Annotated in this window: 24 protein-coding genes; 8 read left to right on the plus strand and 16 right to left on the minus strand. The window is 46.1% G+C overall.

What is annotated here, in order from left to right:
- The first annotated feature begins 79 nt into the window (after positions 1 to 79).
- Positions 80 to 1213 carry a VanZ family protein gene (locus H7708_RS07635; protein WP_223669910.1) on the plus strand — a complete coding sequence of 378 codons (1134 nt, stop codon included), beginning with the start codon at positions 80 to 82 and terminating at the stop codon, positions 1211 to 1213.
- 33 nt (positions 1214 to 1246) lie between these two features.
- Here the strand turns inward: H7708_RS07635 and H7708_RS07640 are convergent, their stop codons facing one another.
- Positions 1247 to 1774 carry a hemerythrin domain-containing protein gene (locus H7708_RS07640; protein ID WP_223669911.1) on the minus strand — a complete coding sequence of 176 codons (528 nt, stop codon included), beginning with the start codon at positions 1772 to 1774 and terminating at the stop codon, positions 1247 to 1249.
- A 354-nt stretch (positions 1775 to 2128) separates the two neighbouring features.
- Between H7708_RS07640 and H7708_RS07645 the strand changes: the two genes are divergently transcribed.
- From H7708_RS07645 to H7708_RS07660, 4 genes are all read left to right on the plus strand, one after another.
- On the plus strand, positions 2129 to 2869 hold the full coding sequence (locus tag H7708_RS07645) for a DUF3050 domain-containing protein (RefSeq protein WP_223669912.1): 741 nt from the start codon (positions 2129 to 2131) through the stop codon (positions 2867 to 2869).
- A gap of 128 nt (positions 2870 to 2997) precedes the next feature.
- Positions 2998 to 3675, plus strand: coding sequence for a ribulose-phosphate 3-epimerase (gene rpe / locus H7708_RS07650; RefSeq protein WP_223669913.1), 678 nt, complete (start codon positions 2998 to 3000; stop codon positions 3673 to 3675).
- On the plus strand, positions 3650 to 4339 hold the full coding sequence (locus H7708_RS07655; RefSeq protein ID WP_223669914.1) for an HAD-IA family hydrolase: 690 nt from the start codon (positions 3650 to 3652) through the stop codon (positions 4337 to 4339). The genes rpe and H7708_RS07655 overlap by 26 nt, the downstream gene beginning before the upstream one ends.
- A 17-nt stretch (positions 4340 to 4356) precedes the next feature.
- Positions 4357 to 5208, plus strand: a complete 852-nt coding sequence (locus H7708_RS07660) for an anthranilate synthase component II (protein ID WP_268884893.1) — start codon at positions 4357 to 4359, stop codon at positions 5206 to 5208.
- 60 nt (positions 5209 to 5268) lie between these two features.
- Here H7708_RS07660 and crp read toward each other — a convergent pair whose 3' ends face one another.
- Entirely contained in the window at positions 5269 to 5904 is a 636-nt protein-coding gene (crp, locus tag H7708_RS07665) for a cAMP-activated global transcriptional regulator CRP (RefSeq protein ID WP_223669915.1), read from the minus strand.
- Between the two features lie 127 nt (positions 5905 to 6031).
- Between crp and H7708_RS07670 the strand changes: the two genes are divergently transcribed.
- Positions 6032 to 6430: an OsmC family protein gene (locus tag H7708_RS07670; RefSeq protein WP_223669916.1), complete on the plus strand. Its 399-nt coding sequence runs from the start codon at positions 6032 to 6034 to the stop codon at positions 6428 to 6430.
- 11 nt (positions 6431 to 6441) lie between these two features.
- The gene (locus H7708_RS07675) at positions 6442 to 6855 is read left to right on the plus strand and encodes a VOC family protein (RefSeq protein ID WP_223669917.1); all 414 of its coding nucleotides are present in this window, start codon (positions 6442 to 6444) and stop codon (positions 6853 to 6855) included.
- A gap of 407 nt (positions 6856 to 7262) precedes the next feature.
- Here H7708_RS07675 and H7708_RS07680 read toward each other — a convergent pair whose 3' ends face one another.
- From H7708_RS07680 to H7708_RS07715, 8 genes are all read right to left on the minus strand, one after another.
- Positions 7263 to 8006 (minus strand): hypothetical protein, encoded by a 744-nt coding sequence (locus tag H7708_RS07680; protein WP_223669918.1) that lies wholly within the window; start codon positions 8004 to 8006, stop codon positions 7263 to 7265.
- Positions 8007 to 8336: 330 nt separating this feature from the next.
- Entirely contained in the window at positions 8337 to 8510 is a 174-nt protein-coding gene (locus tag H7708_RS07685) for a hypothetical protein (protein ID WP_223669919.1), read from the minus strand.
- Between the two features lie 157 nt (positions 8511 to 8667).
- Positions 8668 to 9045 carry a VOC family protein gene (locus H7708_RS07690; RefSeq protein ID WP_223669920.1) on the minus strand — a complete coding sequence of 126 codons (378 nt, stop codon included), beginning with the start codon at positions 9043 to 9045 and terminating at the stop codon, positions 8668 to 8670.
- 155 nt (positions 9046 to 9200) lie between these two features.
- Positions 9201 to 10028, minus strand: a complete 828-nt coding sequence (locus tag H7708_RS07695; RefSeq protein ID WP_223669921.1) for an AraC family transcriptional regulator — start codon at positions 10026 to 10028, stop codon at positions 9201 to 9203.
- Positions 10029 to 10071: 43 nt separating this feature from the next.
- Positions 10072 to 10692: a DUF998 domain-containing protein gene (locus H7708_RS07700; RefSeq protein ID WP_223669922.1), complete on the minus strand. Its 621-nt coding sequence runs from the start codon at positions 10690 to 10692 to the stop codon at positions 10072 to 10074.
- Positions 10693 to 10723: 31 nt separating this feature from the next.
- On the minus strand, positions 10724 to 11131 hold the full coding sequence (locus tag H7708_RS07705) for a DUF6869 domain-containing protein (protein ID WP_223669923.1): 408 nt from the start codon (positions 11129 to 11131) through the stop codon (positions 10724 to 10726).
- A 15-nt stretch (positions 11132 to 11146) separates the two neighbouring features.
- Positions 11147 to 11935: a shikimate dehydrogenase gene (gene aroE / locus H7708_RS07710; RefSeq protein WP_223669924.1), complete on the minus strand. Its 789-nt coding sequence runs from the start codon at positions 11933 to 11935 to the stop codon at positions 11147 to 11149.
- A gap of 26 nt (positions 11936 to 11961) precedes the next feature.
- The gene (locus H7708_RS07715) at positions 11962 to 13317 is read right to left on the minus strand and encodes a Na+/H+ antiporter NhaC family protein (protein ID WP_223669925.1); all 1356 of its coding nucleotides are present in this window, start codon (positions 13315 to 13317) and stop codon (positions 11962 to 11964) included.
- A gap of 105 nt (positions 13318 to 13422) precedes the next feature.
- On the opposite strand from H7708_RS07715, the gene H7708_RS07720 reads away from it, so the two are divergent.
- A complete protein-coding gene (locus tag H7708_RS07720) occupies positions 13423 to 13641 on the plus strand; it encodes a YheV family putative zinc ribbon protein (RefSeq protein ID WP_223669926.1) in 219 nt (72 codons plus the stop codon).
- Here the strand turns inward: H7708_RS07720 and H7708_RS07725 are convergent.
- The 6 genes from H7708_RS07725 to H7708_RS07750 all read right to left on the minus strand — a co-directional run bounded on the left by H7708_RS07725 (position 13638) and on the right by H7708_RS07750 (position 19707).
- Entirely contained in the window at positions 13638 to 14870 is a 1233-nt protein-coding gene (locus H7708_RS07725) for a heme biosynthesis protein HemY (protein WP_223669927.1), read from the minus strand. The genes H7708_RS07720 and H7708_RS07725 overlap by 4 nt on opposite strands.
- A complete protein-coding gene (locus H7708_RS07730; RefSeq protein ID WP_223669928.1) occupies positions 14867 to 16135 on the minus strand; it encodes a uroporphyrinogen-III C-methyltransferase in 1269 nt (422 codons plus the stop codon). The genes H7708_RS07725 and H7708_RS07730 overlap by 4 nt, the downstream gene beginning before the upstream one ends.
- A gap of 43 nt (positions 16136 to 16178) precedes the next feature.
- Positions 16179 to 16922 (minus strand): uroporphyrinogen-III synthase, encoded by a 744-nt coding sequence (locus H7708_RS07735; RefSeq protein WP_223669929.1) that lies wholly within the window; start codon positions 16920 to 16922, stop codon positions 16179 to 16181.
- A 3-nt stretch (positions 16923 to 16925) separates the two neighbouring features.
- The gene (hemC, locus tag H7708_RS07740; RefSeq protein WP_223669930.1) at positions 16926 to 17858 is read right to left on the minus strand and encodes a hydroxymethylbilane synthase; all 933 of its coding nucleotides are present in this window, start codon (positions 17856 to 17858) and stop codon (positions 16926 to 16928) included.
- Between the two features lie 92 nt (positions 17859 to 17950).
- On the minus strand, positions 17951 to 18646 hold the full coding sequence (locus H7708_RS07745) for a LytR/AlgR family response regulator transcription factor (protein ID WP_223669931.1): 696 nt from the start codon (positions 18644 to 18646) through the stop codon (positions 17951 to 17953).
- 23 nt (positions 18647 to 18669) lie between these two features.
- On the minus strand, positions 18670 to 19707 hold the full coding sequence (locus tag H7708_RS07750; protein WP_223669932.1) for a sensor histidine kinase: 1038 nt from the start codon (positions 19705 to 19707) through the stop codon (positions 18670 to 18672).
- Between the last annotated feature and the right edge of the window lie 126 nt (positions 19708 to 19833).

A 19833-nucleotide genomic window follows, 5' to 3' on the forward strand; every position in this document is an offset into this window, starting at 1 on the left:
GGTTTCCTTCTATAACGTCAGCTAAACAAAGTAAAATTGTCGCCCGGGCAACAGGGTGTAGATCGCAAAGGGCTCATAGATGAGGTTAATCTGGTACATCGTTATACTGTTTATTGCTTACGGCTCGCTGTATCCGTTTAACTTTGATCTGTCGCGCCCGTTACCCGCCGATCTCGGCGCCTGGCTACTGAATTGGCAACAGAGAACCATCCGCTCGGACGTGATTGCCAATATTTTATTATTCATCCCCTATGGCTTTTTTGGTGCATTAACCATTCAGCAGCAGCGTAAGCGACATTTATTGCTGTCGATATTGATGATGTTGCTGCTCGGTATTGTGTTTGCATTTTGCTTACAGTTTATCCAGTTTTACCTGCCGTCGCGGGTATCGCATGCGGCTGATGCCTTGCTCAATGCGGTCGGGATTTTGATTGGTATTGCACTGGCAGCATACTCCAACAGTCAGCGCATACAGCGTATCATTCCGGCACGGTTACGACTGGCGATTTCACCAGCCTTTCTGGTGCTGTTTTTATGGATTGGCTGGCAGTTCTTCCCTTATATTCCCGTATTCGAAAGTAAGCAGTTCGGACAAAGTCTGGATACTATCGTCAATAGCACCTGGTCGTTAGTTTCGTGGTTACAGTATGTGTTGTTCTGGTTGGTCTTTTATCATTTACTGCAGAGATTGCTGGGTACAGATTATCGTATCAGTTTTATCATTTCGTTATCCGTATTCCTGCTCATTGTTAAACTTGCGATGTATCGTTCACAGATGGGCTGGAGTGAAGTGACGGCGTTGCCCTTGGCTATCATCATGCATCACATGATCTCTCAGCGCTGGATGGTACCTCTGCTGGCGATAAGCAGCGTTATCCTATTGTTGTGGGAAACGGTTTATCCACTGACGTTCCAAGGTCACATCAATGCATTCCAATGGCTACCTTTTGATGACTTTCTAACAGGCTCGACCTGGTACAACTTGGGTGCGTTGATAGAAGAGTCGTTAATACTGTCCTCGGTGGGGTATTTTATTGCTAAGTGGTGGCATAATTATCGTGCTGCTGCGGGCTTTCTTTTCGCGTTATCGGTAGTTATTACGGGGTTACAGCTGTTTTTGGTGGGAAGGTATCCGGATATTACGTTGGTGGTGATGGCGCTGGTGATTAGTATATTGCTGGTGAGATTGAGAGCAATGCAAACTGCTCACTGAAATCCCTTTCAGCGAATACAGCCCAGTCAAAAACTAGGGTTGGTACAAGGTGTAGAGCTCGTTTTCCTCTAGCGATACGCGGTGGGTCAGAACTTCGCCCACTTGCTGGTAGTCATCGGGAAAGTGAACGTTGAGTTGCGCCATCGGTAGCGGCTTAGAGTACTTTTTACAGAACTTAACCACTGCCTGTGCAATGTCATTCATTTCGGTCCGGAAATCGCGTACCAATTCCATCGAAGTACTGTCGTTAGATAAGTTTTGTTCAAGGTAAACATAAAACTTAACGTTTTCTTTTAACAGGTGTGCCTGAAAATCACGCTTAAATTGTAAAATTAAAGCGGACAGTTTTTTGGGGTTATTCGCCTGAAAACCCTGCTCCCAAATTTGACCATATAACTTTACCAGGTGGCTGTGATCGTTCTTAAGATTATCAACGAGTCCCGGGTCGTACTGAATCCCCTTTTTATTTTTTGGGGCAACACTTGGCCTTGGTCTCGGCGGCGTTACCGGTTGCTCTTCAACCTTGGGTCTCTTTGTAAAAAAATCTTTAATAAACCCCATTGTAATCATCCTCAGCAGATTATTGTTTAGTCTTAGCCTACTCTAAGTAGACACTAAATTATTGCGATTTTCAATCATTATAACTTATTCAAAAATAAGAAAATAATGCGTTTATGCATTATGCAGTATTGCATTGGCATCAATTCATATTTGAATAATTCTTTTAATAATAATTATGAATGATAACTGGGTCATAAAAAAAATAAAAAACGCTCGATAAATTGTGGATTTTTTTGGGGTGCTGTGATTAGTAGAAGGAGGACACAATAATAATTGTTCAAGGAATAATATTAAGTCAAATATGCATCAACAGTTTTATTGGGGATGCTTAAAATAATTATGTGAGGAGTCATCATGTTGAAAGAAAAATTAACCGACTTAAACCATAAACTATCCCACCACGAGACCTATCAAGCGTTAAATAGTGTGAAGAGCGTAAAAACTTTTATGGAGTATCATATCTATGCGGTATGGGATTTCATGAGTTTGCTAAAATCACTACAACAGCGTTTAACCTGCGTCGAGGTGCCATGGATTGAGTCGAAGCAGGATGCGGAAGTTGTTCGCTTCATTAATGAAATTGTGATCGGTGAAGAAAGCGATCTGGATCCGGAAGGAAATGCCATCAGTCACTATTCCTTATACTTAAAGGCTATGGAAGAAGTGGGCGCTGATAGCAGTCGGGTAGAGAAATTTATTGAGACACAAGATCTGAGTTTGATTCCTGAGGGTGCTCGTGAGTTTGTTGAATATAACTTAAAGATTGCACGTGAGGGTACGGATGAAGAAGTGGCTTCGGCCTTCTTGTATGGGCGTGAGAAATTGATTCCCGACATGTTTACTGCAATTAAAGATGTCATGGCGGCGGAGCAGGTCGATTGCCCGACGTTAATCTATTACTTAGAGCGTCATATCGAGCTGGATGGCGATGAGCATGGTCCACTGGCGGAAAAATGCCTACAAGCTTTATGTGGCGATGATCAGCAAAAATGGCAAAAAGCTCAGGCAGTAGCAGAACAAAGCTTAATGCTGCGTTCAAACCTGTGGGATGCTGTGTTGGTCGCGATTAACCAGAAGCAAGAGCAAGCGGCTTAAGGTTCTCCAATAGTTTTAGTCTATAGATAAGTGGCAAGTCAGCCATGGAAGGTTATGGCTTTGCTGCTTACATAGAAGTCACCGCCAAGTTTCTGTAAAATGATCGAAAAAACCACTTTCGATGATTTATGCAGAATACAGTTATTGCGCCATCCATCCTTTCCGCCGACTTTGCACGCCTGGGTGAAGAAGTTGAAAATGTTCTAAAAGCTGGAGCCGACTGGGTCCACTTTGACGTTATGGACAATCATTATGTCCCTAATTTAACCATTGGTCCCATGGTTTGTCAGGCACTGCGCGATTACGGCATTAAGGCACCCATTGACGTTCATCTAATGGTAGAGCCGGTTGACCGAATCATCCCCGACTTTGCCAAAGCGGGTGCCAGTTACATCAGCTTTCATCCTGAAGCCTCGAAACACGTTGACCGCACCATTAGTTTAATTCAGGAGCATGGTTGTAAAGCGGGTGTGGTGCTGAACCCAGCCACTCCGGTCAGTATTCTCGAATACATTATCGATAAAGTGGATTTGGTATTGTTGATGTCAGTCAATCCTGGCTTTGGTGGTCAAAGTTTTATTCCTTCGACGTTACGCAAGTGCCAGCAGGTGCGCGAACTGATTGAGCAGACGGGGCGCGATATTCGCCTGGAGATTGATGGTGGGGTCAAAGTGGATAATATTGAAGAGATAGCAGCCTGCGGTGTCGACACCTTTGTTGCGGGCTCTGCCATATTTAACGCAGACGACTATCAGGCGACGGTATCGCAGATGAAAGCGAATGCAGCGAAAGGCATGGCTCGATAATATGACCATGATCCCGAAGCCGAAGTTGGTTATTTTTGACCTCGACGGCACTTTAGTGGACAGCGCGGCAGATATTGCCGAAGCAGCGAACCAGACCTTTTCGGTGCTACAGCTACCCGTACAACCTTTGCCTCAGGTAAAAAAATGGATTGGGGGTGGTGCTCAGGTATTTATAGAAAAAGCATTGCATTTTTTTCAGCAATCGGAGCGCTTCGATCAGGCTTATGAATTATTTATGGCGCATTACCGAGCCGTACCAGCAGATCGAAGCCAAATATTTGCAGGGGTTCGTGAATTGCTGGCCGAGCTGGCGAAGCAACAAGTGGCTATGGCCGTGGTCAGTAATAAACCACAGGAATTAATCCCGCCAATTCTCAGTCACATGGGAATTGCTGATTATTTTTCACATGCTTTAGGTGGTGATAGCTTGCCGCAGAAAAAGCCAAATCCAGAACCTTTATTCCACGTCTGCCGTCAGCATCAGGTGGCGCCACAGGAGTGTTGGATGGTTGGGGATTCGAGTAAGGACGCCGATGCTGCTGAACGCGCAGATGCCGTTTATTGGAGTCACGTATGGTTATGCCATGGCGGATACCGATATCCGGCCTCAGAGAGTCCCACATCGCGTGGTGGACAATCTAGAGCAGCTCATCCCATTGATTAATATGGAGCAAAAAGTCTATGCGTAAAGTCTGGTGGATTTTTGCCGCCCTGATGATCCTGACGACCATCGTTCATTACGCCAACGATCAAAGCGCGATTGAGCGGTGTCTTGAAGCTGGCGGCAGTTATCATTTTGATGCTGACTATTGTTCGCAAAAAGAAATTTACGAAGGCGACACAGGTTTTGTCGCTAACCATACGCCGCTTATCATCATGCTACTCATCAGCGTGGTGTTCGGCATCGGCAGTGTCTGGATTAAGCCGCCACAGCAGCGCAAGAAGTTATTGATGGTGGATAACTACGATTCCTTTACCTATAACTTGGTGCAATACTTCGGTCAGCTGGGCCTCAATGTGCTGGTTAAACGCAACGATGAACTCAGTATTGAAGAGGTGAAGGAATTAAAACCGGACTATATCGTCATTTCACCGGGTCCATGCACGCCAAACGAATCGGGCATTTCGCTCAAGATCATCGAAGAGCTGGCCAGCGACTATCCGATTCTCGGTGTCTGCCTCGGTCATCAGGCGATGGCGCAGGTGTTTGGCGGTAAAGTGATCCAGGCCAAACAGGTGATGCACGGCAAAACCTCACCGATTTATCATAAAGATATTGGAGTGTTTAAAGATTTACCTAACCCGCTGGAAGCGACGCGTTACCATTCGCTGGTGGTGGATACGCCAAGTCTGCCGCAGGAGTTTGAGATCACCGCCTGGACCGAAGATGAGGAAGGTGAATTGGAATACATTATGGGCATAAGGCATAAGACCTTGCAGCTCGAAGGGGTGCAATTCCATCCAGAATCGATCTTAAGCGAAAAGGGCCACCAATTATTAAAGAACTTCATTGAAGGTAATAAGTCAGCATAAAAAAAGCCCTGCAATCGCAGGGCTTAAATTTAGTTGCAGACGATTTATTTCAAGCGAGAGCTATCTCGCGCCGTAGATCACCATGGTTTTACCTTTAACATGAATATGGTCCTGCTCTTCAAGCGCTTTCAATACGCGCCCAACCATTTCACGCGAACAACCGACGATACGGCTTAATTCCTGACGTGTTACTTTGATTTGCATGCCATCTGGGTGGGTCATGGCATCCGGCTCTTTCGCTAATTCGAGTAGAGCGTGTGCCACACGACCTGTTACATCAAGGAAAGCCAAATCACCAACCTTGCGACTCGTCTTCTGAAGACGGGTTGCCAGCTGGGTGGCTAATTTAAATAGAATTTCAGGATCGTCTTTGGTCAATTGGCGGAACTTGTCATAGCTAATTTCCGCAACTTCACACTCGGTTTTGGTGCGAACCCAGGCGGTACGGTCATGCTCGTCAGTGAAAAGCCCCATCTCGCCAAAGAAGTCACCAGGATTAAGGTAGGCCAATACCAGTTCACGTCCCTCGTCATCCTCGATGAGGACTGTGACTGAGCCTTCGAGTAAGAAATACAAAGTATTCGAAGAGTCACCCGCGTAAATCAGGGTGCTCTTGGTTGGAAAACGGCGCCTCTGACAATGGTTTAGGAACCATTGAATGGTCTCGTCTTGTGCCAAGTGATAAGGTAACGCCATACGTATTTCCTATTTTGTTGTAATCATTCAAAATATAGCATGAAATCTTAGTGCCGTACCTCTTTAAAATCAAATTTGTTATGGCACTATATAGCCTCTAAAAGTTCTAACTGGGTCACAAATCATTATGAAAGTAACCGTCGACTGGGTCAATGACCTTAATTTTATTGGGAAAAACAGCAAAAGACAAAACGTGATGTTTGGTGGTGAGGGTGATTACGTCTCACCAATGGAAAATTTATTGATGTCCGTGGGGGCCTGCTCTTCGGTCGATGTGGTCATGATTCTGCAGAAGGCGCGTCAGGAGATCACAGGCTGCCACTGTGAAGTGGAATCAGAGCGCGCAGATGAGCCGCCACGCCGTTTTACCGCACTAAAGCTGCACTTTGTCGTCCGCGGCAAAAATCTCTCAACCAAGCAGGTTAAGAAGGCCGTAGATCTCTCGGTACAGAAATATTGTTCGGTTATGCACTCGCTGGACCCGAATCTGCCAGTCGAAACCAGCTTTGACATAGTCCCTGTGTAAGGAGTTTGGCAATGAAAAGGCCTGCACTACACTTAGGAATGCGACATTTGGCACTTTTTGTCGATGATTTAGCGGCAGTTGAGCACTTTTACGTGGATTTACTGGGAATGGACGTCGAATGGCGTCCCGACGAGGACAACGTCTATCTAACCTCAAAAGGCCACGACAATCTGGCTCTGCACCGCAAACAGCCGGACTTGGATACCTCCGGCGGGCAGAAACTCGATCACCTCGGCTTTATCATGAATACAGCGGAAGAAGTCGACGAGTGGTACGCATTTTTAAAGCACCATGGCGTACAGATGTTAACAGAACCACGCAGACACCGTGACGGCGCCACCAGCTTCTATTGTCTCGATCCGGATGGGAATCGGGTGCAGATGATTCATCATCCGCCGATTGTTTCCAGCCTTTCTAGCTCCTGATCGTTGGCAATGCTTTGTTAAAATGTCTTAAAAACGTGCTCATGTACTCACAGTACACTCCGCTTTTTTAAGGCATTTTGCCGCGCCTTGCCTTAGCTCAGAAGCTAGAGAGAATCATAGCTTCAGAGTAGCGGCTCTTCTGTTGTGATTAATGTGATTTTACCCTTTTCTTTGCTTGTCCAAAGAAAAGGGCGAAAAGAAAAGACACCCCCGACGTTAGGCCCTTCGGGCTTCCCTCGTTCAAGCAAGTTACTCACGCGCCGTCAAACTCGACGTCCCCTAAAGGGATTCCTTTCAGTCACCTACTCGTTTTGACTAAATTGGGCTATCCTGCCCAATTTACGCTATAACTTGCTTTTACTTGGCTAACTTTAAGGGGAGTGTTGCTTTGCCTGAAATTCAGAGTACTATTTTGATGAATCTTTTATTTGATAAAAGTAATCACTCAAGATCACTTTGTTCTTTTCAAGAGTTTTTAAAGCCGTGTGTGCAAACTTCGTAAACCCATGTACTTTGATATCTATGGTGGTTTCAGTTCTTTCCCCGTTTACGGTCTGATGCCACTTAACAGGTGAAAAAATATAATCCTCAGTGGTAGGTATTTCATTACTCTTAAAGGATATGGAAGGTGACCATGACATAGCACTGCGTATGTTCATAAGGTTTTGTTCTTTGTCTGAGTCTTGGTGAATGAAGGATATATGTCTAATTGTTTTAACTTTGTTATGGAAAGTTGAATCCCAGCGAAGGTTTGGTTTTTTTACGTTATATTGATTTATCTGGCATATCTTACCTAATTGGCTATGTAGTTTCTCTATAGCTGCGTGCGTAGTTATATAATAAGTGGCAATAGAGAATATCGAGCTGAGATAAATGCGCTCATTAATTCTTTTATTTAGAGTTGTATCACGATATATCTTTTCATCAGAAATTTTGCCTTTAAAAGTAAACCAAGAGCTATCACATAAAGCTTTTTTCTTGATTTCACGGTTAATCGCTATGGAGTGTTTATCCCAGTTATTAATGGTTATTTCAATAAAAGCTATGAAATGGTCAATATTCCATATCAAGTTTGGGTCAGGAAGTAATTTACCTTCGGAAGTGAAAAATCTAATTTGATTATTTCCTAATAACTCGCTTTCTAATTCCATAAGAAGATTAATGAAAAATTTATAGAGCAATATATCAGTAGAGGAAGGTATAGCCTAGCCCCATTATGTTGAGCTGTGGATAAAGCAAGTTATAGCAATCAAAATCGTGGATGATTTTGATAGTGACATTCAGGCCATGGAGGGACTGTATTTCACGGTGCGTTAAATAACTTGCTTTATTCGAAGGGAATCATTCGTAGAATGATCTCAATATAGGGGTGGACTTCTTTTGGTTACTTTTCTTGTCCATCCAAGAAAAGTAACTCGCTGAAGGCCGAAAGAGGTCTTGGAAATATGCTCTGTATAAAGATAAATAAGAATAGACAGCACCTATCCTTTCTTCATAATCGCTGCGGCAATAGCAAAGCCTGCCGAACAAATACCAACTGGAAGCGCAAATTCAATGACTCTGGGCCCAAGATCGGTTGGGCTGGATAGCGGTATCAATAACAATAACAGCACTGCAAAAATAACCGATAGCGCAATAAAGATTTTCCTGACCATATTTAGCTTCTCTAACGTTGTTTAATCAATAATTCTTAATATCTTGTTTTTTCCAACTTGTTGTTTTATCAACAAAAGTAAGGTGTGTCTAGACGCACTGTTAAATATGGTGTTAACGAGCGATGTGTTGTAACACAGGGCTGTTGTATGAAAGGACTTACTCTGGTCCCGAGTAGCTAACAAAATCAATGCCGATACCATTAGGATCAACAATCACAAAGTGGCGATCGCCCCACGGTTCATGACGCAGCGGGACTTTAATGTCGATGCCTTCTGCCTTTATCGTGTCGTAGAGTGAGTCGACGTCGTCTACTTCTATGGTGAGATAAACACCTTGTCCACCGAACTCTGAATGAAATACTGGCTGTTGGGAAGGGTGGTTAGGCAATAAAAAGCTGATCTCGTCTTTTTGATTTGGGGTATGCATTAACAGATAAAACTCATTCTCAAAGGTGATTCCAAAACCTAATTTTTCAGTATAAAACTGCTTGGTCTCTTTAAGCTTAGCAGTAACGATGCCTGCGTTAAGTTTCATAGGGGGTAGCTCCTCAGCGTTAAGTTGAGTCGGATTACAGCAAAGGGTGGCGAGTAGAAGAGTGCTTATTAAAAGTTTCATTGAGTAACCTCTTTATCATGGTATGGATAAGAGGTTAGCACTGGAGCGTTAGAAAGAATTGTATAAAACGGACATTAAATCGAAATTTTGCTGGGAGTCGAGCCCGACAGTTGTTTGAAGTCTTTAATTAAGTGGGACTGATCATAAAAGCCTTGAGCATGAGACAACAAACCATGCCCTGGTGTCATATCCAGTTGAGTAAGTTTTAGTATGTGCTGAAAACGCACAATTTTACTGAAGCTTTTGGGGCTGGCGCCTATGTAGTGCTTAAATAGTCGGCGCAACTGTCTTTGACTAATGCCGGCATCTAAATCTTGTGATGTGATGACGGCGCCGCGGTGTTTAAATATCACTTCCAGAGCACGACACAGCCGTGGATCAGATTTCGGTTCAAGTTGTGCAAAACGTTGCTTAAAGTAAAGGTTAAACAGTTTGGTAATTTTGCCAAAGCTTGAGCCTGCGGGAGTGGAAAGACGGATAAAGGAAGAAAGCTTTTTATCAATAAGCTCAAGCGCTAAAGTACGGTTGGTTAACTCATCAGCTCGTAGCTGAAATACCTGCGGGAAGGCCGATGGTTGGAAGCGAATCCCAATGTAACGGAAGGATAGAGCAAGGGGAAACTGAGCGAACTGCTGACTGAAACCCATAACAAAGCTTTGTTCAGGGGCGAGTGCGTCAAAGAATATATCAATGCAGCCATCGGCAGCCACCTTGTAGTCGAATGGCTTTGTCAGTGGCGTCTTTGTGTCTAGTTGCCAGTAGCAATGTATGAACGGCTTTAAGGAAGCATCAGGTGTTAACTCGCGGTAAGCGATACCGTTATCTGCCTGCTTAATAGCGGGCTGTATCGGTTTGTAGAGTGTGCTGATAACTTCCGAGTTCATAATGGTTGAATATAGCAAATTGGCTACTGGCTGACGAATGCATGAAAACTATCAACGGCAGTTAATGCTTATTATCCAGAGTCCTACTTAAACTCGCTCCGAAATAAATCAGCCAACCGTAAATTAGGCTTTCTAAAATACGTTGATAGAGACCAGCTTGAGATAACTCAGGATTTAGGTTCACTAAGGCTAGAGTAGCAAAGATACCAATAGTCATACCGGTGGCTTTAAAGCTGGTTGTCTTAGTTAGTGGAGTTGCACCAGAGGCTATAACAAACATGGCAAGAATGGCGCAGAAATAACCCGGTAAGGAAACAATGATATGTATATTGTGGGACAGTGTGGGTTCGTCGGCTTCACACTGAAAATCACAGGGGAAAAGCGCAGTCAGACCAAGACTAAGCGCGTAGATGGTGATGAGTATTAACCCTGTCAGATTACTTTTGGTTTTTGGCATGACTTTAAAGCAGCAGTAAACAAAGCCGAGGATAAATAGTTCCGTTGGGATGAAGCCAAGGTAATTGACGTAGGGACCGTGAGGAGAGCCGGTAGCGCCTAGCTCGCTGATAAATTGTGAGATATGACTATAGTCTGGATAAAAGTAACCGGCGATGATAGTAGTCGCTGCCAGCCACACGAAACTTAGAATCGGTAACGTGACTAAAAGTCGTTTATAAATCATTACTGTCATCCTTGAGAGTTTAAACCTATTGTTAATCCCAGCCCGAACAATCCCAAACTTTTTTAACTCTGGCCCAGGTTTCGTCTGTCATACCATTCTGCCATACCCCACCTAATAAAAAAGCAAATTTAGGGTCTTTCCTGGCTTGCTTTTCAACCTTAGAAATAAATGCCTCATTATTAGTGGCTAAATAATCCTCAAGCGGGCCGGCTGCCAATACTGCAAGTACGGGCATTGGGGGATCTTTATAAAGAATAGCTAAAATGATGTCCCAAAGTTGTTCGGGTGCACGAATGGTAAGCGATAAAATTAAGTCATCAGCCCAGGCATAGGGTGATTGTTCTATAACATGAGAAAGGTCATCAATATGCTCATCAAATGGTTTTTCGTTGCCCTTAATAAAGTCATGAGCGATGGTTTCTAATTCAATCTTTGTCATAAAATGAAGCTATTCTTATAGCTTGATAGTTGATGTATCAGGATATTGTCCCGTCCATAAACCAAAGGATTCGGCGCCTTGTTCGATCAGCATGCCGAGGCCGTCAAACTGATGAGAGGTGTATTCCTTGGCGGCTTGTAAGAACTGGCCAGCTTTGTCGCCGTAGTTGAGGTCGTAGGCGATGGCGTCTGCTGCGAAGGTAACTTGCTGTAGGAACTTGTCGGCGTTAAAACTGACCGAATTGACAATCAGATCAACGGCAATGGCATTGTCATACAGTGTTATCTTGCCTAAGTGTGATAAGTCTTTCGCCAGCTGTTCAGCCTTACTTTGAGTTCGGTTAATCAGATAGACCTCAAAGCCGTCAAGCAATAAGGCTTGCGCGATACAACGAGCGACGCCACCCGCACCAAGCAGTACGGCTCGTTTATGCGCAAAGTCGATGTGGTGGTTTTTTTGTTTATGATAGAGATCGCGTAGAAACCCCATACCGTCAGTGCTGTCACCGAGAATGCCTTCAGGCGTGTAAACCAGGGTATTAACGCTGTTGGAGTCTTTGGCGCGATCGGTGATTAAATCGGCGTAGTCTAATGCATCCAGCTTGAAAGGTGCCGTAACGTTAAGGCCTTTTCCACTACTTTGGAAAAAATCGTTAAGCACTCGAGTAAAGCCTTTTTTACTGGGACAGTATTTTGAATACACAATATCAATACCGAGCTGCTTGGCAAATTGCCGGTGCAACTGTGGCGACATACTGTGTGAAATAGGGTTGCCAACGACCCCGTAGCGAAGTGGTTTACTCATAATCTGATGATGTCTATTAATTCTATTTACTGCATTAGCCCAAAAATAATATACAGCACGATGCTAATACCACCAGCTGTCAAAGCATATGGTAACTGTGTCTTCACATGATCCAGTAAATCACAACCTGCGGCCAATGATGAAATTACCGTGGTGTCTGAAATCGGTGAAGCATGGTCACCAAAGACAGCGCCGCCGAGTACAGCCCCCAATACCAGGCTGGGTGAAATCCCTAAGGCCAGGGCTAAAGGGACGGCGATAGGAATTAAAATTCCGAAGGTGCCCCAGGAGGTTCCGGTGGTAAAGGAGATAAAGCCAGCCAGCACAAAAATAAGAGCCGGTATTAACCATAACGGAATAAAGTCACCCACCGCCTGCGCGACAAATGGTCCTGTCTCCAGATCGCCCATGGCCGACGATAGCGCAAAAGCGAGTAGAACCAAAGTAACCAAGGGTAATAAGTTGCCAAGGCCTTTAAAGGATTCGGCCATGAGTTCCTTGGTCGGCTTCTTGGCGTCATAGCGCAGTAACAATAAAGCCAGCAGTGTGGATAAGATGACTGACCATAGTACTGACTCGGAGCCTGAGCCCTGACGTAAGTCACCTTCACCGGTAATGTACATAAAGGCGAGAATACTGACGACCATAAAAATTAGCGGCAGCAGCATGTAACGTTTCTTGGTGGCTGGTGGTAGTGAGCGTTCGTTTTCCTGCGGCTCTATCTCACGCTCCATGCTTTTCATGGGGCCATGAACGTTAGTGCTGAGGACGGTGTAGAACACAATCAGGAGGGTGACGATGGCGTAGAAATTCAGGCCGATACTGCCCAGCATGACTGATGTCGGATCCTGGACACCGGTCTTTTCGACGTGACCCAGGATGGCGGCCCCCCAGCCATTGAGCAAGATTAATACGCTGATTGGGGCACAGGTCGAATCGATGATATAAGCCAGTCGCAGCCGACTCATTTTAAATTTGTCGAATAAGGCTTGCGACGACAGGCCGGCGGTTAAGACACTCATATTGGTGTCGATAAAGATAGAACTGCCGAGAATAGTAGGCAACAGACCAGCTTTGCGCTGGTTATTGACCAGACTGCGGTGGGTCAGCCAATTAACAAAAGCACTAACACCGCCGGAAATCTTGATCAGCTGGATCAAGGCGCCAATCAAGAGGCTGAACATCAGTATTCGGGTGTTATAGGCGCTGGAAAAGACGCCGATAATACGTTCGACCGTATCGGTAAAAGCATAAACCGGTTTGCCACCAACCAGAATCAGCGAAGCGGTGAAAATAGCTAACAATAACGCGATGGTCACGTCACGTTTCCAGACGGCAAAAATAATCGCCACCACTGGGGGGAGTATGCTTAACCAGCTCATAGAGTTATTTTATTTATGTTAGACTAACGCTTAGAGCGATCGTCAGAGTTATTGTCAAAAAGTATGGTCGAAAAAGCACCTTATAGTAATCGGTCAACAAATTCAATGAAGCAAAAATCGACACCAAAACGTTTTGTCGCGGGCGCTAAGTGCCCCAACTGTCAGCAGATGGACACGATCGTCTGTTATTACGAAGACGAAGTCTTTGTGCGCGAGTGTGTGGAGTGTGACTTTGTAGAAAGGATTACCGATGAGTTGGCAGCAGAAGAAAAGCCGAAGGATGCTGTCACTCCGGCTCAGATTATCAAAATAAAAGAGCTTTAATCCTGCTCCGTTTCCGGCTCTAATTCGGGGAGTAACGCCTTATCCTGAGGTTGGATTAAGCTCACCAGTCCGCGCTCATACTCTTGTTGCTCCTGAATTGGATGCCCCAATGCAGCATAGGCCTGGCCGAGATAATAATGGGCTTCGGCAGTGGCTTTTTGCTGAATACTCTGTTCGAGGTAACTTTTGGCCTTACCCCACAATTGTGCCTGTAACGACAACTTGCCCAGAGTGGTGAGTAAAGTGGTATTGTGCGGTTTTCGTTTTAGCCAATTTTCTGCCGTGGCCAGAGTTCGTGCCGGTTCCTGACTTTTGATTGAACCGTATAGCTGTGCCAGCGGCTCCTGCCATTCATGTTTCATGGCATCTTTGATGTGCAGTTCGAGCTGATCAAACTGCTGTTGCTCGGCCAGAACTTCTGCATAAACGAGTTGTAATTGAGGCTGGTTACGAAGCGATTTCGACAGTTTTAACCAGGTATCGTTAACTGCCTGCAGTCCTTCACGTTGAGCCTGTAACTGTATAAATTCGGACCAGGCATTGATTTCAATCTGGTCGATAGCCTGTGGCTGAAAAACGCGGTACTTACGTAACTTGGGTAATAGTTCAATGACCTGCTCCCAGTCACCCAATCGCGTGTATAGCTGATTCAGTAGTTTTAAAACGTAGGGATGATGCGGTGACATATTGCGCAAGTGGCTCAAGGTAGCGAGCGCCTGTTCGTACTGGCGATGCTGAATCTGTAGCTGTGCTTGAGTTAACCCGATGGCGATATGCGCATCCGGTTCGGCTTTGGCCGCGGCCTGCAAGTAACTATCACGATTTTTATCATCGTCCTGCTCCTGCGCTGCGCGAGCCGCCGCCAGATAGTTTATCAGTTTGGTATCACGAAACTTGGCGCCTTTAATCAGCAGACCTTCGGCCGTTTTCCAGTGACCTTCAGCCAAAGCAATCATGCCGTCGATGGTCTGCTGTCTTGCTTTACGTAAGTTGCGATCACCGAACCAGCCTACGGTCAGGTTGCTGGTTTGGAAGATATAGCGGAGCAACAGCCATAACATCCACAGCGCCAGTAAAGCTAACAGCAGAAGGCCTATGGCGGCGTTATTTTTAAATTCTATGGCCGTCTGATCGAAGACAATATAGGTAGAGCCAGGAACATTACTGATTAGCGGACCAAGGATCAGTCCACCAAACAGAGCGAGCAGGATGACCCATTTCAGTTTCATGTTGATGGCTCCTCTGCTGCTTGGGCTGGCTCTTCAGCAGACGCCTTATCTTCTGGCGTTTCCTGCTGCAACCAGCTATTAACCTTTTGCTGCGATAGTTCGCTGATTAGCTGGAACGAATCCAGAGATGCTGGCAAGTCCAGTTCGACCGATTCATTAAGCAGTTCGTCCAGCTGTTGCTGGAAAGCCGAAGTACTGGCAGGCTTTTGCTTAAAATAGTCGCTGACCCAACCTTTGACCTGTTCAAGGTTTGCTTGATATAGCGCCTGATTATTTTGCAGGGCGGCCAGTTGTGCCGTTTGTAGATTTAAAGCGATATTCTCACGTAACAGATGAGCTTTCTGCGGGCTGATAAAAGGCCGTACCGACTCTTCAAAGTGGTGTACGGTGTAGTACTTGCTGGCGGCTTCCGTTACCGAGTTTTTGAAGTGCTGCCAGCTGGAGATATCAGTAGTGGCATCTGACTCGGAAGTTTGTTCTGGCTTTGAATCGAGTTGGACACTGGCGAGTTCAAGCTGGTTAATGTCATCTTTTAATGTCTCTAGCGCTATGGCAATACCTTCAATATCGAGATTACCGCTGCCACGAATGGCATTGATATCGCTGCTGATGGCCTGACGCAGCGTGGTGTAGGAGCCGTTGTTAAGCTCGGCAATCAGATCATCGGCTGCTTTCAGCAACGCAATGATAGATGCGGCATCATTGGTGAAGTTGAGTTTATGCGAGGCTTCACGTAGCAGGTATTCGGCTTCGTTAAATAGCCAGTCCTGTTGTTTATCGGAAGTTTGTGCCTGAATTTTGCGTTGTGTAGTGTGCAGCTGCTGCTGTAACTGTTCAATGCGGACCTGGCTTTGCGACAGGGCATTGTTCATCTTTTCCAGCTCTTGTGACTGTTGCTGCAATGAGCGATCCAGATGTTGTTGTTGCTTCTCTAACTGCGATTGCAGTTGGTCGACCTGATCGGCTTTTTGGCTGTTAGTCTGGTACTGCTGCCACTTTTGCCAGCCGAAATAAATAGCGTAGGCTATGGCTGCCAGTACGATAAGAAGGACGAACCACTTTATTGCCTTAACACCACCGTTGGAGTTATCGGACTGACTTGCCTGTGGCTGAGATGACTCACCCTCTGGTTCTTCGCTTTCAAATGCCGAGTCGGCGGCCGCTTCGTCAAAATCGACCTGTGTCTCCGGTTTGCTGGAGTCTGACTGACCGTTATCCTCTTTTGAGGCGTCAGTGGATGTGATCTCTTTATCCTTTTCGCTCATCAATGATGTCTCTCATCTGTTAACTATAGCCTTCATTATGGCGCTAAGTTACGTCATTTCGCCACAAAATGCAGGTTTTTATTAGTTCGGAATTTGCTGCACTGTTCGCAGTATAACAATTTGTGTAGCCCAGTTGTCGAGCTTTATTGCAGATCCGCTCGCTGCCGGCAATGATTGTGGGCAGTATAGAGCTTGGTTGTGCTTTCAATTGCTTATCGGCAAGCTCCAATAATTGGCCACTGGTTACAACGACGGCACTCTGCTCAGTCAATGATGGTAGGCGTAAATCGGTTTCCACGCGCCGATAAACCGGTAAAATGTGTAACGTCTCGTCGGTAAAGAATTGCTGTAGCAGCTGACGCCCCTGATTGCCACGAATCAGGCAGGTGGGTTGTTGCTCCAGTCGCTGCTGCTGGATGAGCTGAATCATACCTTCACTATCGGGCGTGGCCGGTATCATCGCTTTAAAGCCAAACGATTGAAGCGCCTGCGCTGTGGCAGGCCCCACTGCGATGAGGCGCTTGCTCTGGCTTGCGGTTTGTAGTGTCTCCAGCTGCTCTGGTTTTAGGCTATTGAAGCAAAAGTTAACCGCCTGACGACTGACAAAGATCCAGGTATCGCAACCAGTCAGCAATTCAATACGTTGTTGGTCGCTATAGGAGTCATCAGCTTTAAAGTCAATTAAAGGGCTGTGTACAGCAGTAAAGTCGTTACTTTCAAGCTGTAGACACAGCTCATCGCCATAGGGCGATGGCCGTGTGACGATAACCTGTAATGGAGCCTTCACGGACTAGGCTCCAGCCTCACCGAGTGCTGCAATCATTTCCTTGGCACCTTGCTCAAGTAAAGACTGTGCTACTGTCTGACCGATGTTTTCTGCAGTTTCAACAGGACCGTCTGCCGAGGCTTCGATCATCTGGTTATCAATACCGCCGACTAAGGCGCGGAGCGACAGGATGCCATCGGTCACCGTGGAGAAAGCAGCGATAGGGACGGAGCAGCTGGCTTGCAGGGTTTCGGTAATGACGCGTTCGGCTTTGACCCGCTGCGCGGTTTCGTCGTCCTGCAATGGGGCGAGCAGGGCATCCAGTTCCGCATCATCGCTACGAGCTTCGATTCCGACCGCGCCCTGACCGGGAGCGGGCAGCAACTGCTCTGGCGCAAAGTGACTGGCGATACGCTCTGCCAGGCCGAGACGGATCAGACCGGCCGAGGCCAGAATAATAGCGTCGTACTGACCCATATCCAGTTTTGATAAACGGGTTCCAACGTTGCCTCGCAGATCGGTAATCTTCAGATCCGGGCGTAATGCCATGATCTGTACCTTACGGCGCAGGCTTGAGGTACCGACCGTTGCGCCCTGTGGTAAGTCTTCCAGAGAGCGATAATCGTTAGACACGAAGGCATCACTCGGATCTTCACGCTCACAAATAACTTTCAGTTCCAGACCATCTGGGAACCGGTAGGGCACATCCTTCATCGAGTGCACGGCGATATCGGCACGATCTTCCAGCATGGCCTGTTCCAGTTCTTTGACGAACAACCCCTTACCACCAATTTTGCTCAGAGGCGTACCGAGAATTTTATCGCCTTTGGTGGTCATGGGAACCAGTTCAACACTTAAATCAGGGTGGAGCTGGTGCAGGCGCTGTTGAATGAATTCGGCTTGCCATAACGCCAGGGGACTTTGGCGGGTGGCGATACGTAGGGTCGTTTTACTCATAAGGTACAGGTCGCTCTGGACAAGGGATTACTGTTAAATTTGGAGGCAAGTTTAGCATAAATGGTACGCCATTAGCTTCGGTTTTGCTGCTTTTAGTCGGTGCTGGATTGTAAAAACTGTCGTGCCTCCGCCTGATGTCGTCGGCTGATAACCGGCCTGAAGTTGCTGTGACGGAGCAGGGCGACACACTGTCCATTATCCTGCTCGACACCATAAAAATACTGGCGGTTAACCAGCGTTGAGCGGTGGATGCGTAGAAAGATATTCGGATAACGTTGTTCCAGTTCTTTCAGGCTTTCGCTGCTGAGCAGGGTGTGATCCTGTAGGTGAATCTCGACGTACTTTTGGTCCGAATGCAGGCAGACGATGTTCTTCAATAACACCTGACGCACTGTTTCGCGCTCACGTACTGTAATAAAGGACTCATCCTGCTGAAAGTTCATGATCTTGCCCAAGGCTTTGTTTAAACGTTCTTTACGGATGGGTTTCAGTAGATAGTCGGTGGCATTGACGTCGAAGGCTTCCAGGGCATACTGATCATAGGCGGTAGTGAAAATGATGTGCAGTTGCGGGTAATCCTGACTCAGCACGCGCGCCAGTTCGACACCGCCCATGACGGGCATGGAAATGTCGAGGAACGCGAGCTGTGGCTGTTGCTGCTGAATTTTACTCAAGGCTTCTTCGCCATTACTTGCTTCAGCGACAATGTCCACATTTGGGTAGTCTGCCAGCAGACGGCGTATACGTTCTCGGGCAGGCTGTTCATCATCAACTATTATGGTTTTCATAGCTCTATTTCTTATCGTCAGTCTTATAGTTGCTTCGGTATATTGACGATACAGTAAAACAAATCGTCGGCCTGATGATAGGTTAATTGACCTTTATTACCATAAAGTACGTCAAGTCTCTGGCGAATATTGTTCAAGGCCATCGAGTTGCCTTTATGCTCTTCGCTGTCTGTCGGTGCTATCGGGTTAGTAACCTCCAATTGAATATGGTGCCGATAGCTGACGCCTTTGATACGAATGGTGCCGCCTTGAGGATGCTTTTGCACACCATGGTACACCGCGTTTTCCAGGAGCGGCTGTAAGATCAGCGGTGGAACCAGTAAATTGTCCGCAATGTTATTGACCTGCCACTCAACCTTGAGCCGGGTGCCAAGGCGTTGCGACTCAAGCCCTAAATACTGCGAGCACAGCTGCTTTTCTTCGGTAAACGGAATCAACACATCCGAGCGTTTCATGCTGGCTCTGAAAATATCCGCCATATCGAGGATCATCTGCTCCGTTTTCTCTGGATCGACCGCGGCCAAGTTGGCCAGAGTGTTGAGGCTGTTAAATAAAAAATGAGGCCGGATGCGTGACTGTAACGCCTGTACTCGAGCTTCGGCTTCCGAGCGAATGCGTCGCAGGCTTTCTTCCCGCAGGTAGTAGTAGCGGAAAAAAACGCCGCTGACAATAAAGGCAATAAACAGGTTACGCAGTAAAAACCAGATGGACGGTGCTTCGCTGAGGTAAAAGCTGATAACGAGGCTATAGCAGAGCGTGACCAACAAAATAATACCGATGGCCAGCGCAGAAAAACGTTGCAACGGAATGTTTTGTAACTGCTTTTTGTTGACGTAGCGGCGCAGCAAACATAAGAGGCCAAGACTGGTGAGTGAAGTCCACAAGGTAAACAGAGCATGCAAACTCAAGTGATACCAAAAATTATGTTGCCACTGGGGAAGCAAAAAACTGAGCATCAACGCTAACAATATGCTGGCGATAATGGTCAGATGCAGGGTGGCCGGCTGACAAAAGTCAGGTAACTGATTGGTGCCTGAGATGGTGGAATCCCCGTTTTTCATGGGTTAATAGTCGCTTAAAACGCTGGAAAAATCCACAGCTAAACAAAATTAATATTAAATAAGCCGTTGATAAATAGTCAATTTTAAGGGTAATAAAGATGTATTTTGTATGCCTCTTGCGGAAAA

The organism is Kangiella shandongensis, from assembly GCF_020005365.1.
GTDB lineage: Bacteria > Pseudomonadota > Gammaproteobacteria > Enterobacterales > Kangiellaceae > Kangiella > Kangiella shandongensis.

Bases quoted from the DNA above. Each gene is read 5' to 3' on its own strand.
- H7708_RS07635 (WP_223669910.1), top strand. From the start codon at position 80: ATGAGGTTAATCTGGTACATCGTTATACTGTTTATTGCTTACGGCTCG.
- H7708_RS07640 (WP_223669911.1), bottom strand. From the start codon at position 1,774: ATGGGGTTTATTAAAGATTTTTTTACAAAGAGACCCAAGGTTGAAGAG.
- H7708_RS07645 (WP_223669912.1), top strand. From the start codon at position 2,129: ATGTTGAAAGAAAAATTAACCGACTTAAACCATAAACTATCCCACCAC.
- rpe (WP_223669913.1), top strand. From the start codon at position 2,998: ATGCAGAATACAGTTATTGCGCCATCCATCCTTTCCGCCGACTTTGCA.
- H7708_RS07655 (WP_223669914.1), top strand. From the start codon at position 3,650: ATGCAGCGAAAGGCATGGCTCGATAATATGACCATGATCCCGAAGCCG.
- H7708_RS07660 (WP_268884893.1), top strand. From the start codon at position 4,357: ATGCGTAAAGTCTGGTGGATTTTTGCCGCCCTGATGATCCTGACGACC.
- crp (WP_223669915.1), bottom strand. From the start codon at position 5,904: ATGGCGTTACCTTATCACTTGGCACAAGACGAGACCATTCAATGGTTC.
- H7708_RS07670 (WP_223669916.1), top strand. From the start codon at position 6,032: ATGAAAGTAACCGTCGACTGGGTCAATGACCTTAATTTTATTGGGAAA.
- H7708_RS07675 (WP_223669917.1), top strand. From the start codon at position 6,442: ATGAAAAGGCCTGCACTACACTTAGGAATGCGACATTTGGCACTTTTT.
- H7708_RS07680 (WP_223669918.1), bottom strand. From the start codon at position 8,006: ATGGAATTAGAAAGCGAGTTATTAGGAAATAATCAAATTAGATTTTTC.
- H7708_RS07685 (WP_223669919.1), bottom strand. From the start codon at position 8,510: ATGGTCAGGAAAATCTTTATTGCGCTATCGGTTATTTTTGCAGTGCTG.
- H7708_RS07690 (WP_223669920.1), bottom strand. From the start codon at position 9,045: ATGAAACTTAACGCAGGCATCGTTACTGCTAAGCTTAAAGAGACCAAG.
- H7708_RS07700 (WP_223669922.1), bottom strand. From the start codon at position 10,692: ATGATTTATAAACGACTTTTAGTCACGTTACCGATTCTAAGTTTCGTG.
- H7708_RS07705 (WP_223669923.1), bottom strand. From the start codon at position 11,131: ATGACAAAGATTGAATTAGAAACCATCGCTCATGACTTTATTAAGGGC.
- aroE (WP_223669924.1), bottom strand. From the start codon at position 11,935: ATGAGTAAACCACTTCGCTACGGGGTCGTTGGCAACCCTATTTCACAC.
- H7708_RS07715 (WP_223669925.1), bottom strand. From the start codon at position 13,317: ATGAGCTGGTTAAGCATACTCCCCCCAGTGGTGGCGATTATTTTTGCC.
- H7708_RS07720 (WP_223669926.1), top strand. From the start codon at position 13,423: ATGAAGCAAAAATCGACACCAAAACGTTTTGTCGCGGGCGCTAAGTGC.
- H7708_RS07725 (WP_223669927.1), bottom strand. From the start codon at position 14,870: ATGAAACTGAAATGGGTCATCCTGCTCGCTCTGTTTGGTGGACTGATC.
- H7708_RS07730 (WP_223669928.1), bottom strand. From the start codon at position 16,135: ATGAGCGAAAAGGATAAAGAGATCACATCCACTGACGCCTCAAAAGAG.
- hemC (WP_223669930.1), bottom strand. From the start codon at position 17,858: ATGAGTAAAACGACCCTACGTATCGCCACCCGCCAAAGTCCCCTGGCG.
- H7708_RS07745 (WP_223669931.1), bottom strand. From the start codon at position 18,646: ATGAAAACCATAATAGTTGATGATGAACAGCCTGCCCGAGAACGTATA.
- H7708_RS07750 (WP_223669932.1), bottom strand. From the start codon at position 19,707: ATGAAAAACGGGGATTCCACCATCTCAGGCACCAATCAGTTACCTGAC.